The organism is Brucella cytisi (genome assembly GCF_038433355.1).
Lineage (GTDB): Bacteria > Pseudomonadota > Alphaproteobacteria > Rhizobiales > Rhizobiaceae > Brucella > Brucella cytisi.
The window spans coordinates 147,358-162,542 of the sequence record NZ_JBCAUP010000005.1 but is presented as its reverse complement, the minus strand read 5'-3'; the positions used below and the strand labels follow the sequence as shown (position 1 = coordinate 162,542).

Below are 15,185 nucleotides of genomic sequence, written 5' to 3'. Positions count from 1 at the left end.
CTCCGTCGCCTGCGACCGCACGCCAATCACATGCGAAACGACGCCCACCCCTGTTGCGCGGACGTCGCATTTCATGTTCAGGTATAGGGAACGCCCCATTCCTTTTCTGCGACATAGCCCCAGTGGCGCTTGTCGGCGGCATTGTCGCCGTTGATGACGAAAGGCGGAATGATGAGGGTTGGACCGGTATCGCCCTTGACGATCTCGCCCTTCTCCCAGAAATATTTCTTGTTTTCATAAGCGCCGAGCGGCACTTCCTCGCCCTTCATTGCGTGCTTTTCCAAGAGCTCGACAGCTATCTCGCCGTAGGCGATAGGGTCTTGTGACACGCAGGCATCCATGTACCCGTCCTGAATGCCTCTGACTGCAACCGGCTCGCCATCGATAGTGACGAAAATCACATGGCCTTCCTCGCCGACCTTTTTCCAACGGTTTTTCTGCTGCAGGGCGGTTGTGATGCCGCGTGCGGGCGAGTCGCTGGGTGCATGAACGGCATCAAGATCTGGATGTTCGGAAAGCGTCGATAGCGTCACGGAAAGCATTTGATCGAGCTGCCCCTCGGTGGGCCGGCTGATATAGGTAATGTCAGGATACTTGGCGAATTCGGCGTCCATACCTTCCTTGCGCTGACGCCAGGCAACGCTTGCAAGTGCTCCATAGCAATTGAGGACCTTGCCGCGCGGGCTGCCGTGCTTTTTGGTCAACCGGTCGATAATCTCGCGTGCGGCCATGACGCCGCCCTGGTAATTGTCGAAGCTGACTGTGATGGCGACATCCCCGCCATCTGCAGGCGTATCGATGATGGCGACCGGTATCTTTTTCTGATTGTAGCGGCGGATCGCGCTGACGATCGCCTGGCTATCAATCGGATCGGCAACCAGACCAGCAGGCTGGGACAACATCAGGCTCTGCCATTGTTCGAGCTGTTTTGTATTGTCGAAATTGGCATTGGTTGCCTGGAACGACCATTTGCGGCTTTCGACAGCACGCTTTACCGCCTCTTCCTCGATAACGAAAAAATAGTAATCGAGACTTTTGTTGCTGAACGGCAGGAATACGCGATCCTGCGCCAATGCCTGACGTCCGGCGAATGCCGCCGCTCCGAGTGCAAGCCCCCCTGCCAGAACATGGCGCCGGTTGAGTTTAAGATCGATACCCATATTCACCTCCCAGAGTATGTCGATATAGTTTCACTACATATGCTGTAAGCTTGTCAAGATGCTTTGGATAAATTCAGACTGATCGGCGCAATCCTGATCGAATAATCGCGATAATCTGCCATTTTTGGCAAAATTTTACGCTTTCCGGAACCTGGGGCGGATCCAGTCACATCAGTCCGATTGAAGTTTTACTAGATTAACGCATCTTGACGTAGGACGTACCGTCAAAACAACCGACAACAATACCGGCAGATTCCCGGGTAAACAGGCCATTTTCGACGACGCCAGGTATGCGGTTGAGTTCAGTTTCCAGCGGTGCCGGTTTGGCGATCGCGCCGCATCTGCAATCAAGGATGAAATTGCCGCTATCGGTTACCACGGGCTGACCGTCACGCATGCGGCGGGTGATCCCGGCAGCAATCCCGTGTTCCTGCAAAATCCGATCTACCATCCGTTCAGTCTGTTTCCACGCAAACTGAACCACCTCCACCGGCAGAGGAAAGGCACCGAGCGTATCGACGATTTTTGTTTCATCGCAAACCGTAATCATCTGCTTTGATGCATGTGCGATAATCTTTTCCCACAACAGGCACGCACCGCCGCCCTTGATCATGTTGAACTGGCGATCGATCTCGTCCGGCCCATCGACTGTAAGATCGATCTCGCCAATTTCGTTTGGATCCGTAATGGCGATACCCACTTCCCGCGCGACGTCGATCGTCGAACGCGACGTGGTGGTGCAGGTCAGCTTCATGCCACCGGCGACATATTTGCCCAGCTCCCGCACGAAGAAGTGCGAGGTGGTGCCCGATCCCAGGCCAAGCTTCATACCGTCTCGAACGAATTCCTCAATGACCCGGCGGCCTGCGACTTTCTTGGCTTCATTTTGCTCTGCGGACATTTGTCTTTCCTGCCGATTGACCGGAGCCGTTGTGGACGACTGCGGCGGTTGTTTAGAAGGTTAGTCCCGTATCTTGTCGGTCAGCCAGGAATCGAGGGCTGGCAGTTGATCGGGGAATTCGCTGCCGCTCGACACTGCTATTGCCGTGACGAGCATGTTGACGACGAGATGATGATTGAGGCGCGATGCGAGCGGTGTCATCAACTCGGTCTGATCGTAGGGACGCACAGCAATCAGCGCATCCGTGACACGGGCGAGCGGACTTTCGGCTGCGGTGATCGACACGACGCGCGCGCCCCCCGCCCTTGCCGCAATGGCCAGCTCCACCATCTGCTTGGTGTGTCCAGACTGCGAAAAGATCAGCGCGACTTCGTGCGGACGCGAACTTTCGACGTGCATCCACTGCTTCTTGCGCCCCATGACGGCTGCACACCGCATACCGAGACGCTGGAACTTGTGTTCGGCATCAATGGCTGTGACTTCAGAAATACCGCTGGCGTAGATGCCGGTCCATGCGGCATCGCGCAAAAGCAGGGCCGCCTTTTCAACCTGCTGCGGAACGAGATCCTCCAGAGCACGCTGGATGGCGTTGAGAGAATTGCGACAGGTCTTGCGGACAATATTGTCTATGCCGTCATTGGGGATGATCTGTTCATAGGCGAAAGGTGCGGAAGGAACGAGGCTTTGCGCCAGATGCAGCTTGAAATCCTGATAGCCATCGAAACCGAACCGCCGGCAAAAGCGCATAATGGTTGGATCACTGACCGAACAGCGTTCGGACAATCTGGCCATGCTCATATGAATAACCTCGCCTGGAGACGTACTCACAAAGTTGGCGATGCGCCGCTCGGCGGCACCCATTCCGTCTGTTTCATGGAATATGCGCTGTAACAGGCTAACCGTCATGAAATTCGTTCCTTCGTCATCTCACCATTTAATCAGGGCGATACTCCATGAGATCGGCGATACGCGCAAGCCGTTGATGTGGCTCGACATTTACATCGGCTCCACCACCCCAAGGCACGACGAAGAAAGTGGCGCCCGCGCCCTCCGCCGTCGCCTTGTCGACATTGGTGTCACCGACAAATGCCCAGTTGGCACCGTTTAGCTCCATATGCTCGACAACGGCGCGCAAATGGCCGGGATCAGGCTTGCACGCCGGTACCGCGTCTGCACCAAGCGCCACCTCGATGAGACGATCGAGCCCCAGGATTTTCAGAATTTCCTGTGTCAGGGCATGGGGCTTGTTGGTACAGATGCCCAGCCTGAAACCGGCAGCATGCAGGCTTTGCAGATCTTCGCGAACATGGCTGAAGAAGCGTGTCTTCTCGGCCGGGTTGCGATGATAGTTTTCGATATAGCTTTGAACCGCAGCATCCACGGTTGCATCGTCAAAGGGCAGGCCCTGATCAATGAATATGTCCTGCAACAGGCGACGCGGGCCATTACCGATAAAGGTTTCGACATAGTCGACGGATAGTGCCGGCCAGCCCATGGACGCCATATAGACATTCACCGCCGCGGTGATGTCCGGCGCACTGTCGATCAGCGTTCCATCCAGGTCGAAGATCAATGCCGAATATTGTTTCATAATTCAAAAAGTCCTTAGGTTGGGCCCGTTCGGCGGTCAGCCTGCAAAAACCGGATCGCCGAGAGCGTGGAAGCTCCGGGAGAGTGCAGGATAAAGCGCTCGATAGATTTCATGTGCCTTGTGGTAGACGTCACTATGGGCACGATCAGCCTTTTGACGTGTCAATTCGCGCAAGGTGCCAGCTGCCTCAGTCGCGTCCTTCCAGACACCTGCCCCCACTCCTGCTACCAGTGCCGCGCCAAAAGCTCCACCTTCCGCAGCACCTTCCGTCGTCACCACATCACAACCGAACATGTCGGCCTGGATCTGTCGCCACAATGGCGATCGGGCACCACCTCCAGATGCCTTGATCACCCGGCCCTCGATCCCCATGGATTTCATCAGCGCATGCATGTCATAAAACGCGTGAACAACGCCTTCCATGACACTGCGCGCGACATCGCCAAGTGTGTGGCGTGCTGTGAGGCCGATGATGGCACCGCGTGCTGCGGGATCTGGATGCGGACAACGTTCACCATTGAGATACGGCAGGAACAATAGTCCACGTGCACCTGGTGTGGTGGACGCAGCAGCCTTCACGACCGCATCAAAGGTAAGATCGTCACCATGTCCGGTTTCGGCAAGGATTGAGCGGAACCAGCCCATGGCCCCGCCCGCATTCAGCGATACTCCCATGGCGTGCCACTTGGCAGGGGCGACATTGCAGAACATCTGGATGCGACCGTCTGCGCATGGGACAGGCTTATCCAGGGCTGCTGCCAGAATACCGGCAGTACCGATTGTAGTTTGCAACTGACCAGGTTCGATAACGCCTGAACCAATAGTTTGAATGACACTGTCACCACCGCCGCCAGCCACAGGTAGCCCTGCGGGAAGCCCGAAGAGTGCTGCGCCAGAAGCGCTGATGCGCCCGGAAATCTCATGAGATTCGTGACAGGCGGGTAAGAATGCAGGATCGATATCGAGCGTCTCGATCAGCCCCGATGCCCATTTGCGCCGTCGCACATCGAAAAGCCCGGTGCCAGACGCATCCGAAACTTCCGTTGCAAGTTCTCCCGTCAAAACCAGACGCAAATAGTCTTTAGGATTAAGTACATGATGCAGTTTTGCAAAGAGATCCGGCTCGTGATTTTTCATCCAGACGATTTTGCCACCGGTATAGCCGACCAGCATGCGGTTGCCCGTCTGTCCGATCAGAGCATCAAGTCCGCCAGCCTTCGCTGTGATTTCCTCCGCTTCGGCAGCATTACGCTGGTCGTTCCACAAGATTGCCGGTCGCAGGATTTTTCTGTTGTGGTCAAGCGGTGTCAGGCCATGCATCTGTCCTGAAAGGCCGACACAGACAAGTTCAGTATCCGGGCATTGCGCCATGACGCTTGCCACTGCCTTTCGCGCACCCTCGATCCAAAGTGCAGGATCTTGTTCTGCCCAGCCGGTACGAGGCTGCGACAGCGCGTAGGTGGCGGTGCTGGAAGCCAGAATCTTGCCTTCGACGGACACAAGCAACGACTTGCAGCCCGAGGTTCCGATGTCGATACCTAGAAGTGCGGAAGTCATGAAGTCAGACCCCTATGCCATGATGCAGGCGGATATGCTTGAAATTGAAGTATTCCAGCAAGCCTTCCCGACCATGCTCATAGCCGATGCCGCTTTGCTTACGGCCCCCATAAGGCGCGTTCATGATGCCCGCGTCGACATTGTTGACGGCGACATTTCCGTAATCGAGATCGCTTGACAGCTGATAGATTTCCCGCAAGTCGCGCGCATAGACATAAGAGGCAAGCCCGTAAGGTGTATCGTTTGCGAGGGCTGCAGCCTCTTCCAGCCTGTCAAAAGCGGCCACACCGACAAGCGGCCCGAAGGTTTCTTCACTCATGACCTTCATTTCATGGGTACAGTCGGCGACAATGGTGGGACAAAAGAAGAATCCCCTGGCAAATTTTTCACCTTCCGGCGTCTTGCCGCCGGCGAAGAGCCTTGCACCTTTTTGCAATGCATCAGCCAGGTGCTCGCGCGTTTTTTCCAGTGGTGCAAGCGAAGCCATGGACCCGATATCGGCAGCCGGTTCGAGCAGACCGTCGCCGATGGTCAATGCGTTGGCTGCAACCGCGAATTTTTCGAGAAAGGTCTCGTAGAGCGGGCGCGCCACATAGATACGATTAATCGCAATGCAGATCTGCCCCATATTGCGGAAGGAACGGCGCACTGCCCCCTTCACTGCCGCATCAATGTCAGCGCTGGCGGTTATGATTAACGGACAATTGCCACCAAGCTCCAATGAAAGGCGCTTTACGGTTGGACAGGACTTCTGGATATGAAGACCAACCGCGCTTGAGCCGGTAAAGGCGATCTTGTCAACGTCTGGATGCTCGACGAGTGCCTGACCTACGAGCGAGCCCTTGCCGGTCACGACATTGACGACGCCTGCTGGTATCCTGGCCTCCGCCACCTTTTCGGCAATGGCCAGGGCGGTAAAGGGTGTAATTTCTGCCGGCTTGATGATGATTGTGCAACCAGCAGCAAGGCTTGCGCAAAGTTTCCAGCCAACAAGTTCGGCGGGATAATTCCAGGGTGTGATTGCACCGACCACGCCGATCGGCTCGCGGATAACCTGGCTTTGATAACCGTTCTGGTCGTTGGGTACGATTTCGCCAAGAACGCGCACGGCTTCCTCGCCATAAAAGTGGCAAGCCTCGGCCAGCTTGAGGATTTCACCCTTTGCTTCATTGAGCGGTTTGCCCTGTTCGAGCGTCATGATCCGGGCCATGTGCAGGGCATCGGCAGATATCAGGTCGCCGAGCCTGTGGAGAGCTTGTGACCGCTCCCTGGCCGGAACTCTGGACCATGAACGAAATGCTGCCCGCGCGCTTGCAACTGCCTGGTCAATTTCTTCGGGCGTCGTGGCCGCGATCTGCCCGATGACTTCGCCGCGTGCCGGATTCTCGACGTCGATACGCGCCCCGCGTCCTTCAATGAATTTTCCGTCGATGAACAGCTTGCCATCGATCCGCGACAGGATCGCATCGGTCATGATTTTCTCCACCCGGTTCAGTGCCATCAACGTTCACAAGGTTCGCTGATATAGCATAACTACATATCGCGTTGCATCAGATTTGCCAATCCAGAAAAAGGAACCGACGGCACAAAATCATTTTCAGCGATGAAATTAAATAAATACAGTGACTTCTCGGCGCAATTCACGTCAGTTTCCAGTTGAAGCCAGCAATAATATTCGCAACAAAGGCGGATTACACCTTGACGAAACTGCAATGATTTTAATAGTTTTACTACATACAAGGAGGAGAAGCATGCTTCCCGATTCTCATGAAAAGGCCCGCCTGGTCGGGCGTGTGTGGCGCGCCGACCTGTCAGCGCCCAGTGTTGTCATCATTCGCGATTGTGAGGTGATTGATGTCACAAACTCGGTGATTTCAGTTAGCGACTTCCTGGATAACGATCCCGCGGCACGCTTTGATGATCTGCAGGGCGAAAAGCTCGGCAAGCCTGAAGATTTCATTCTTTCCCCGCATGAAACAGGTTATGGATCGGCTCGCCATTCATGGCTTGCACCTTGCGATTTCCAGGCGCTCAAGGCTTGTGGGGTCACTTTTGCGCAAAGTATGATCGAACGCGTCATCGATGAGCGGACTTCGGGCGACCCGGCAAAAGCCGACGCGATCCGCAAGCGCATCGGTGAACTGATCGGCGGAAGCCTGTCCAACATACACGCAGGCTCTGAGCAGGCCGCCGAGGTAAAGGCTGGCCTGGAGAAAGAAGGGCTTTGGTCGCAATATCTTGAAGTGGGCATCGGACCTGACGCTGAGGTGTTCACCAAATCGCAACCCATGTCTGCCGTTGGCCATGGCGCGCAAGTCGGCGTCAACCGGATTTCGAAGTGGAACAACCCCGAACCCGAAATCGTGCTAGCGGTAGATAAAAACGGCAATATCCGTGGCGCCACACTTGGAAATGACGTCAATCTGCGCGACGTTGAGGGTCGCTCAGCTCTCCTGCTCGGCAAGGCCAAGGACAATAATGCTTCCTGTGCCATTGGACCGTTCATCCGTCTGTTTGACGCTGGATTTACGCTCGGAGACATTGAGAACGCAACACTTGAAATGTCCGTCAAAGGAGAAGACGGCTTTGAAATGTCAGGACGCTCCAATATGGCCGAGATCAGCCGGAGACCTGCCGATCTGGTCGCACAGACCATCAATGCCAGCCATCAATATCCTGACGGATTCCTGCTATTTTTGGGTACCATGTTCGCTCCCACGCAGGATCGTGCGGAAAAAGGCAGCGGCTTCACCCACAAGGAAGGTGACGTCGTCGAGATTTCGACGCCAACGCTTGGAACCCTGCGCAATGTGGTCACGACGTCGGACAAGGCGCGTCCATGGGCTTACGGTATGCGCTCGCTGATGCGGGACATGGCCAAACGCGGTTTGATTTAGGAACGGCAGAACAAAATGTCCTATCGTGCAAGAATGGATTTGAGCGGTCGGCTGGCACTGGTAACAGGATCCGGTCAGGGAATAGGCGCAGCATGTGCGCAGGCATTGGCGCAAACCGGGGCGACGGTGGTCTGCACGGATATTGATCTGTCACGCGCCGAAACCACCGCGGGAGAAATCGGTGGGTCTGCAACCGCCCGGCAGCTCGATGTTACTGACAGCGTTCAGTTGAACGCGCTGGCGAATGACTTACCGCCACTTGACGTGCTCGTCTGCAATGCAGGTATCGTCAACAATGTCGCCGCTGAAGACATGACCGATGATCAATGGGATCGTGTCATTGAGGTCAATCTCAGTGGCGTATTCCGCACCTGTCGGGCCTTTGGTCGTCGAATGCTGGAAAATGGCAAGGGTTCGATCATCAATATCGGCTCGATGTCGGCACATATCGTCAATGTACCGCAGCCACAGTGCCACTACAACGCCTCGAAAGCCGGGGTACACCACCTCACACGCTCGCTCGCAGTCGAATGGGCCAAACGAGGTGTCAGGGTGAATGCGGTTGCGCCAACCTATATCGAAACGCCATTGTTGCATGGACTTGAAAATCAGCCGGGGCTGGTTGAGCGCTGGCTTGACCTGACTCCCGCCGGTCGCATGGGCAAGCCGGAGGAGATCGCTTCCATCGTCCAGTTCCTTGCCTCAGACGCTTCAAGCCTGATGACTGGCTCGATTGTCACTGCAGACGCTGGCTATACGAGTATCTAGGTTCATCATGGCGCTCGCACTTGTTCTGGAAAAGGCGCGCGAACTGGCTTTGCGTGATATCGATATCGATTTGACACTTGGCGATTGCGACGTGCGCATCGCGATGGACATTGTCGGAATATGCGGCAGCGATGTTCACTATTATCGTCATGGCAGGATCGGTCCCTTCATCGTGAAGAAACCGATGATCCTCGGCCATGAGGGAGCTGGCACTGTCATTGCCTGCGGCGCAAGGGTTCACAATCTCACGGTGGGCGAGCGGGTCTGCGTTGAGCCAGGCGTCCCTGATTTTACGAGCCGCCCGAGCCGTATCGGACTTTATAATCTTGATCCGTTTCTCACTTTCTGGGCCACTCCGCCAGTTCACGGATGTCTGACACCAGACGTCGTGCACCCTGCAAACCTGACTTATAAACTGCCCGGGAATGTGTCTTTTGCCGAAGGTGCAATGATCGAACCTTTGGCGGTGGGACTCCAGGCGGTTCATAAAACCGGCGTGGCGGCGGGCGATGTCGCTCTTGTCCTCGGAGCAGGTCCGATCGGCATTCTTGTGGCGCTCAGCGCGTTGTCCGCCGGGTGTTCGCGCGTCCTGATCTTCGATCCGGCGTCACAAAAGCTCGACATTGCCGCGTGCTATTCAGGCATCCAGCCACTTCACGCAGCCGACGGTCCCCTGAAGGATCAGATTCGATGTCTGACCGATGACTGGGGCGTCGATATTGTCTATGAATGCTCAGGTGCTGCCAAAGCATTTGATGGCATTGCCGATTGCATTCGTCCAGGGGGTACATTGGCTTGTGTGGGCATGCCTGAAAAAGCGGTACCTATCGATATCGTCGCATTGCAGGTCAAGGAAATCCGCCTTGTCACAGTCTTTCGCTACGCAAACGTCTATGAACGCGTCATTGCATTGCTGGCAGAAGGCAGGATCGATGTGAAGCCATTGATCTCTGAAACATATGACTTCAAGGATAGCGTTGAGGCATTCAGGCGGGCGGATGCGGCTCATCCGACGGATGTAAAAATACAGATCACAATGCGATAATTGCTATGGAAAGGAATTGAAATGAGCTGGACACCCCATGGACAACACCTGATAGCTGGCGAGTGGGTTGCGGGGGAGACGACTTTTGCCTCGACACCGGCGACGGGTCCATCGCATGAATTCGCAGTCGGCACGCCCGCTCTCGTGGCGCGCGCCTGCGAGGCAGCAGAAGATGCGTTTTGGACTTATGGTTACAAGAGCCGTGAAGAACGCGCCCTCTTCCTCGAAGCCATTGCCGACGAGATCGAAGCGCGTGCGGAGGCCATTACCGAAATCGGCACGCAGGAAACCGGTTTGCCAGTTGCCCGTCTGCAAGGCGAGCGTGGACGCACGACCAGCCAGCTGCGCCTTTTTGCCAGCCATATCCGCAAGGGTGACTATCTGGATCGTCGCGTCGATGAAGCCCTGCCTGACCGCAAGCCCGCAGCGCGCCCGGAAATCCGCCTGATGCAGCGCCCGATCGGCCCGGTTGCAGTTTTCGGCGCATCCAACTTTCCGCTCGCTTTCTCCACCGCTGGTGGCGACACGGCAGCGGCCCTCGCCGCAGGCTGCCCGGTGGTTGTGAAGGGCCATTCTGCGCATCCGGGAACCGGCGAAATCGTCGCTGATGCCATTCTAGCCGCTATTACCAGGACCGGCATGCCGAAAGGTGTGTTCAGCCTCATCCAGGGTGGAGATCGCAAGGTCGGCGAGGCGCTCGTCACGCATCCGCTGATCAAGGCTGTCGGCTTTACTGGCTCGCTTGGCGGTGGTCGTGCCTTGTTCAATCTTTGCGCACAGCGCCCGGAACCGATTCCTTTCTTCGGCGAGCTTGGCTCGGTCAATCCGATGTTCCTGCTGCCGGAAGCCATGAAGATCCGCGCGCCGTCGCTCGGCGAAGGCTGGGCCGCGTCCTTGACCATGGGTGCTGGTCAGTTCTGCACCAATCCAGGCATCGCCGTGGTTATCGACGGATCGGACGCCGACAGCTTTGTGCAGTCCACCCGCAGCGCTTTGGAAAAGGTTGCGCCGCAGGTCATGCTGACCGACGGCATTGCTAAGGCCTATCAGGATGGCAAGGTACATTTCGACAGCCGTAACTCCGTCAAAGCGGTGCTGACCACAGAAAGCAAGGGCCGCGAAGCTTCGCCCAATCTCTATGAGACGACCGGCGACGCTTTCCTCAGCGATCATACCATCGGCGAAGAAGTGTTTGGTCCGCTCGGCGTCGTCGTTCGCGTGAAGTCGGTCGATGACATGGTGCATCTGGCCAAGGGTCTTGAAGGCCAGCTGACAGCAACCTTGCATATGGACAGGGACGATGCAGCTGACGCCCGCAAGCTATTGCCAGTTCTTGAACGCAAGGCCGGGCGGGTTCTGGCAAACGGCTTTCCGACCGGCGTGGAAGTAGTCGATTCTATGGTTCATGGGGGCCCCTACCCCGCCAGCACTAACTTCGGCGCAACCAGTGTTGGAACCATGTCCATCCGCCGCTTCCTGCGGCCCGTCAGCTATCAAAATATTCCTGTGGAAGTGCTGCCTGCTGACCTCGCGTAAGAAAAGGTGCGGGTCTAACCCGTCAATGACTTTGACCCGCACCCCGTCTGCCCTCGTTAATGTCCTGTGCTCCCGTCGGATTGCCAAATTTCTCTCGTAACGGCGGTGTTCACATCGCGCTTCCACCAGCCCACGGGCTGCCTTGACAGGCGTATGCCGGCTGGCGGCTTAATGGTCGGTCAGTCCGGCTTAACAGGTTTTTCTGAACCGGATTTCTCTTTCTTCGCCGCAACCATCATCGCAACATCATCGAGCAACTTCTTCGCGTCAAAGACTATGCCGTCCTTAATAGTCCACTTAACCCCGCCCACAATCTCCGGTTCGTTAGTTTGGGGATTTAGCCTTTCATGGCCGGTGCCATAGAGCGTCTTGAAATTGGCCAGCGGATTTTCAGGCATGATGACAAGATCTGCACGCATACCTTTGCGCACCACGCCGAATAAAGCAGCCTCGCCCTTCGGCTCCATAAGAGTGCGGGCGCCATTAACAGTTGCCGACTGAATTACTTCCAGCGGAGTAAATCCGGCTTCCTGAAGCAGTTCCAGTTCCTCTACAAAACCGAAACCATAAAGCTTGTAGATGAAACCAGAATCCGTGCCTGTCGTTACCCGGCCACCCATATTCTTATAGTCATTCACGAGTTGCATGTAACGCTTGTAGAAATTTCTCCACTGTACTTCATCATGCGTGGTCCAGTCGTAAAAATAGGATCCATGATTGTCACGAGTGGATTGGAAAAATTTCCATAAGCTTGGCATCGTATACTTTGCGTGCCAGTCAGCGTTTTTGGCCCGCATCAAATCGCGAGACGCCGCATAGATGGTGAACGTCGGATCAAATACAATCCCCATCCGCTTCTGCTTTTCAAGATAAGCTTTCCACTCCGGGCTATCCGGCTCATAAATCTGATTCCAGATATCGGCAACACCGGCAAAACGATCATACTCGTTATTATAGTTATAAGTCGCCGGAAAATCCTGAATGCGATGGTCTTTTAATAATGCTTCAAAATGACCATAGAAATGGGTGACCGTCCCAAGCCCCATCGCCGCCGCTGATTCTGCGTTTACTTCCATCACAAGGTTCTGAGAAAGGTGCGCTACAGTGCCCAGTTTCTGATTTTTTGCCTCATCAATCGCTGCTGCAATAATCTCTGGTGTTTCGTCTCCGCGATTAAAGAATTTGATCCCGTCGATGTTGTTGGCTGCAGCCCATTTAACCCAATCGCGCGCAATGGCTGGTGTGGTAACTCTTCCCCCATCCCACGCACTGCCCAATGTCTGATAATTGAATATCCGTGGCGCAGTAATTTCATTCTTCTCGCTACGCAGCTTTTCGCTTGCACCCAGCTTTCCCGCGACGAGGGGAACACCGCGAACCGTCGTTACGCCATGCGCCAGCCATAGCTTGAACGGATACTCCAGTTCGGGAGCTTTATCCGGTGTACCCGCATGTGTGTGCGTGTCCACAAAACCTGGAGTCACAAACATACCGGAGGCGTCTATTTCATGCTCAGCATCCGTTGGCTTGCGACCGGTCTTTAACGGCAGGCCAGGCGTCCCCGCATTAATCACATCTGTAATCTGGTTATGTTCAATTACAATATCAACAGGACCGCGAGGCGGACCACCGGTTCCATCAATTAATGTCGCACCGCGGATAACCATTTTGCTAAACGGCCCCACGCCATCCGATGGTGACCGCTCTGGGGCAGGAACCATAGCTGGCTCCTGTGCCAGCACTGGAGACGCCATTGTTCCGACAATGTAAAGGGCGCCGGAAAGTAATCCAGCGATTCTCATTGCCCGCTTTATTGACATTTGTTCCCTCTCAAAAGTAATTATAGTTCATGGAAATAATATCAGTAAAATTTGCAATTTCCCTTCGGTCAACCCATAAAAATAAAATTCGGAAAAAACATCTTCGCATTCGTTCATTATTCATTAGTTTTTGAACACGGAACGAGAACTACTTTCTTGCCAAACAATCGATGTGATACTGGAGCAGAACCCGCAATCGGTCGCGCGGGACGCTGATCTTACGTTTCAATTGTACATATTAAACCGATTATCTGAATTTTTAATCCGGAGCTGCCTCACCCGTGCCGATAGCTTAACGATGAAGCAGGTTTTGGGTCCACTATAAGGACAACAATTGAAAGCGATGTCGACGCTGCCCGTATTGCAAACACCATATTGTTCGCAAAACAGTTTCCGCGATCAGTCAATATCAGGAAATACCTCAGCGTCCTGCTCCGCGACCATTTGCTCCGGAGCAGCGTCCATTTGAAACAGATAATGCCCGCCCCGTTGAAACTCCTGCCCTCTCGTCAGATTCTCATTCTGTCCCCGACCGCGATCCCAGGCCACCAAAAATTCGTCGCAATAATGACCAGGCACATCGAAGCACGCCCATTGGCGGCAACAAAATCCCTTACTAGCGGCTCGCACTTACGAGTTCGAGATACTGGTATTCAAAGCAGCCAGGCTCGCAGAATCCTTAATTTCAATCAGGCATCGGATCTCATTCAGACACGCTCTTCGAGAAGACGTATCGCAGCGCAGGACAATGCAGCAACACCGAGGCCAATGCACGCTTCATCAGGCTGATAATCACCATTGTGCAGAAAATCGTTCCGTCCTGCGGTTTGCGAGCCAATGCCAAGTTGGAAAGATGGCACTTTCTCGCCAACCAGAGAGAAGTCCTCCGCACCCAGGCTGGGTGCACGTTTCATTACAACCTCATTGCCGAAATGGTCGGCGATGGCCTCCATAGTGATCGAAACAATCCTGTCGTCATGCTGCAGGGAAGGAAGGGTCCGCATATAGTTCACTGTACACCTGACACGCAGCAAATCCTCCAGTGCACGACATTGTCTATGAATCGCCTCATCAATGGAGCGCCGTGTCTCTGGGTCTTGACAACGCACAGTTCCAATCAGTTTGCAGGTCTCTGGAATGACGTTGTATGCGTCGCCCGCATGAATCGCTCCGATCGTCAATACAGCCGGATGCATTGGGTTGGTTTCACGAGAGACTATAGTCTGCAGAGCCAACACCAGATGAGCCGATGCAACGATGGGATCCACTGCCTGATCAGGATGAGCGGCATGCCCGGAACGGCCATGAACCGTGATCTCAAATTCGTCGCAAGAGCCATTGGCATTGCCTTCGATATAACTGAACATGCCCGTGGGTTCGTCGGGATGGTTGTGGAAACCGAGCGCCATGTCCACACCATCCAGGATGCCATCCTCTATCATCGCTCTGGCGCCACTGTCGGGGGTTTCTTCCGCTGGCTGGAACATCAGCTTCACGGTACCTGCAAGGCGGGGCGCGATCTCCTTGAGTACAGCCGCCACGCCGATCAGCGTGGAAGTGTGGATGTCATGGCCGCAAGCATGCATGCGACCTTCGATGGTGCTTGCATAAGGCAGCCCGGTCTCTTCAAGGATCGGCAGTGCGTCCATGTCGGCACGTAGCAAAAGTGTAGGACCGGCACGCCCGCCTTTGATGATACCCAACACACCGGTACGACCTACACCCGTCTGGTGTTCGATACCCAGACGGGAAAGCTCGCGCGCCACGACAGCCGCTGTGCGCTCAACGTCGAATCCGATTTCGGGATGAGCGTGAATATCGCGCCTGATCTCGATCAGTCGCGCTTCTTCCTTCGTTACCAGATCATCTATGAGACGGTCAGTGTCGTTAACAAGTGTGTTCATGGAGAT

12 protein-coding genes are annotated in these 15,185 nt (G+C 55.0%); 4 read left to right on the top strand and 8 right to left on the bottom strand.

What is annotated here, in order from left to right:
• Positions 1 to 77: 77 nt before the first annotated feature.
• The 6 genes from AAE521_RS07010 to AAE521_RS06985 all read right to left on the bottom strand — a co-directional run bounded on the left by AAE521_RS07010 (position 78) and on the right by AAE521_RS06985 (position 6,683).
• Positions 78 to 1,160, bottom strand: coding sequence for a sugar ABC transporter substrate-binding protein (locus tag AAE521_RS07010; protein WP_071632265.1), 1,083 nt, complete (start codon positions 1,158 to 1,160; stop codon positions 78 to 80).
• Positions 1,161 to 1,356: 196 nt separating this feature from the next.
• Positions 1,357 to 2,061: a ribose-5-phosphate isomerase RpiA gene (gene rpiA, locus AAE521_RS07005; RefSeq protein WP_342060848.1), complete on the bottom strand. Its 705-nt coding sequence runs from the start codon at positions 2,059 to 2,061 to the stop codon at positions 1,357 to 1,359.
• 60 nt (positions 2,062 to 2,121) lie between these two features.
• Complete coding sequence (locus AAE521_RS07000) at positions 2,122 to 2,967, bottom strand: MurR/RpiR family transcriptional regulator (protein ID WP_071632263.1); 846 nt, start codon at positions 2,965 to 2,967, stop codon at positions 2,122 to 2,124.
• Between the two features lie 28 nt (positions 2,968 to 2,995).
• Positions 2,996 to 3,652, bottom strand: coding sequence for an HAD-IA family hydrolase (locus AAE521_RS06995; RefSeq protein ID WP_342060847.1), 657 nt, complete (start codon positions 3,650 to 3,652; stop codon positions 2,996 to 2,998).
• Between the two features lie 36 nt (positions 3,653 to 3,688).
• Positions 3,689 to 5,209 (bottom strand): xylulokinase, encoded by a 1,521-nt coding sequence (xylB, locus tag AAE521_RS06990; protein ID WP_342060846.1) that lies wholly within the window; start codon positions 5,207 to 5,209, stop codon positions 3,689 to 3,691.
• Between the two features lie 4 nt (positions 5,210 to 5,213).
• A complete protein-coding gene (locus AAE521_RS06985) occupies positions 5,214 to 6,683 on the bottom strand; it encodes an aldehyde dehydrogenase family protein (protein ID WP_342060845.1) in 1,470 nt (489 codons plus the stop codon).
• A 277-nt stretch (positions 6,684 to 6,960) separates the two neighbouring features.
• On the opposite strand from AAE521_RS06985, the gene AAE521_RS06980 reads away from it, so the two are divergent.
• From AAE521_RS06980 to AAE521_RS06965, 4 genes are read left to right on the top strand one after another with little or no spacing between them, the layout of a single operon-like run.
• Positions 6,961 to 8,106: a fumarylacetoacetate hydrolase family protein gene (locus AAE521_RS06980; RefSeq protein ID WP_342060844.1), complete on the top strand. Its 1,146-nt coding sequence runs from the start codon at positions 6,961 to 6,963 to the stop codon at positions 8,104 to 8,106.
• A 15-nt stretch (positions 8,107 to 8,121) separates the two neighbouring features.
• Positions 8,122 to 8,874: an SDR family NAD(P)-dependent oxidoreductase gene (locus AAE521_RS06975; protein ID WP_071632258.1), complete on the top strand. Its 753-nt coding sequence runs from the start codon at positions 8,122 to 8,124 to the stop codon at positions 8,872 to 8,874.
• Between the two features lie 7 nt (positions 8,875 to 8,881).
• Positions 8,882 to 9,919 carry an NAD(P)-dependent alcohol dehydrogenase gene (locus AAE521_RS06970; protein WP_342060843.1) on the top strand — a complete coding sequence of 346 codons (1,038 nt, stop codon included), beginning with the start codon at positions 8,882 to 8,884 and terminating at the stop codon, positions 9,917 to 9,919.
• A gap of 21 nt (positions 9,920 to 9,940) precedes the next feature.
• Positions 9,941 to 11,455: an aldehyde dehydrogenase (NADP(+)) gene (locus AAE521_RS06965; protein ID WP_342060842.1), complete on the top strand. Its 1,515-nt coding sequence runs from the start codon at positions 9,941 to 9,943 to the stop codon at positions 11,453 to 11,455.
• A 179-nt stretch (positions 11,456 to 11,634) separates the two neighbouring features.
• Here AAE521_RS06965 and AAE521_RS06960 read toward each other — a convergent pair whose 3' ends face one another.
• Positions 11,635 to 13,275 (bottom strand): amidohydrolase family protein, encoded by a 1,641-nt coding sequence (locus tag AAE521_RS06960; protein WP_342060841.1) that lies wholly within the window; start codon positions 13,273 to 13,275, stop codon positions 11,635 to 11,637.
• A 707-nt stretch (positions 13,276 to 13,982) separates the two neighbouring features.
• Positions 13,983 to 15,179 (bottom strand): M20 metallopeptidase family protein, encoded by a 1,197-nt coding sequence (locus AAE521_RS06955; RefSeq protein WP_342060840.1) that lies wholly within the window; start codon positions 15,177 to 15,179, stop codon positions 13,983 to 13,985.
• Positions 15,180 to 15,185 lie beyond the last annotated feature (6 nt).

What these genes read in the sequence shown, in the direction of transcription:
- AAE521_RS07010 (WP_071632265.1), bottom strand. Translation starts at nt 1,160, where the DNA reads ATGGGTATCGATCTTAAACTCAACCGGCGCCATGTTCTGGCAGGGGGG.
- rpiA (WP_342060848.1), bottom strand. Translation starts at nt 2,061, where the DNA reads ATGTCCGCAGAGCAAAATGAAGCCAAGAAAGTCGCAGGCCGCCGGGTC.
- AAE521_RS07000 (WP_071632263.1), bottom strand. Translation starts at nt 2,967, where the DNA reads ATGACGGTTAGCCTGTTACAGCGCATATTCCATGAAACAGACGGAATG.
- AAE521_RS06995 (WP_342060847.1), bottom strand. Translation starts at nt 3,652, where the DNA reads ATGAAACAATATTCGGCATTGATCTTCGACCTGGATGGAACGCTGATC.
- xylB (WP_342060846.1), bottom strand. Translation starts at nt 5,209, where the DNA reads ATGACTTCCGCACTTCTAGGTATCGACATCGGAACCTCGGGCTGCAAG.
- AAE521_RS06985 (WP_342060845.1), bottom strand. Translation starts at nt 6,683, where the DNA reads ATGACCGATGCGATCCTGTCGCGGATCGATGGCAAGCTGTTCATCGAC.
- AAE521_RS06980 (WP_342060844.1), top strand. Translation starts at nt 6,961, where the DNA reads ATGCTTCCCGATTCTCATGAAAAGGCCCGCCTGGTCGGGCGTGTGTGG.
- AAE521_RS06975 (WP_071632258.1), top strand. Translation starts at nt 8,122, where the DNA reads ATGTCCTATCGTGCAAGAATGGATTTGAGCGGTCGGCTGGCACTGGTA.
- AAE521_RS06970 (WP_342060843.1), top strand. Translation starts at nt 8,882, where the DNA reads ATGGCGCTCGCACTTGTTCTGGAAAAGGCGCGCGAACTGGCTTTGCGT.
- AAE521_RS06965 (WP_342060842.1), top strand. Translation starts at nt 9,941, where the DNA reads ATGAGCTGGACACCCCATGGACAACACCTGATAGCTGGCGAGTGGGTT.
- AAE521_RS06960 (WP_342060841.1), bottom strand. Translation starts at nt 13,275, where the DNA reads ATGTCAATAAAGCGGGCAATGAGAATCGCTGGATTACTTTCCGGCGCC.
- AAE521_RS06955 (WP_342060840.1), bottom strand. Translation starts at nt 15,179, where the DNA reads ATGAACACACTTGTTAACGACACTGACCGTCTCATAGATGATCTGGTA.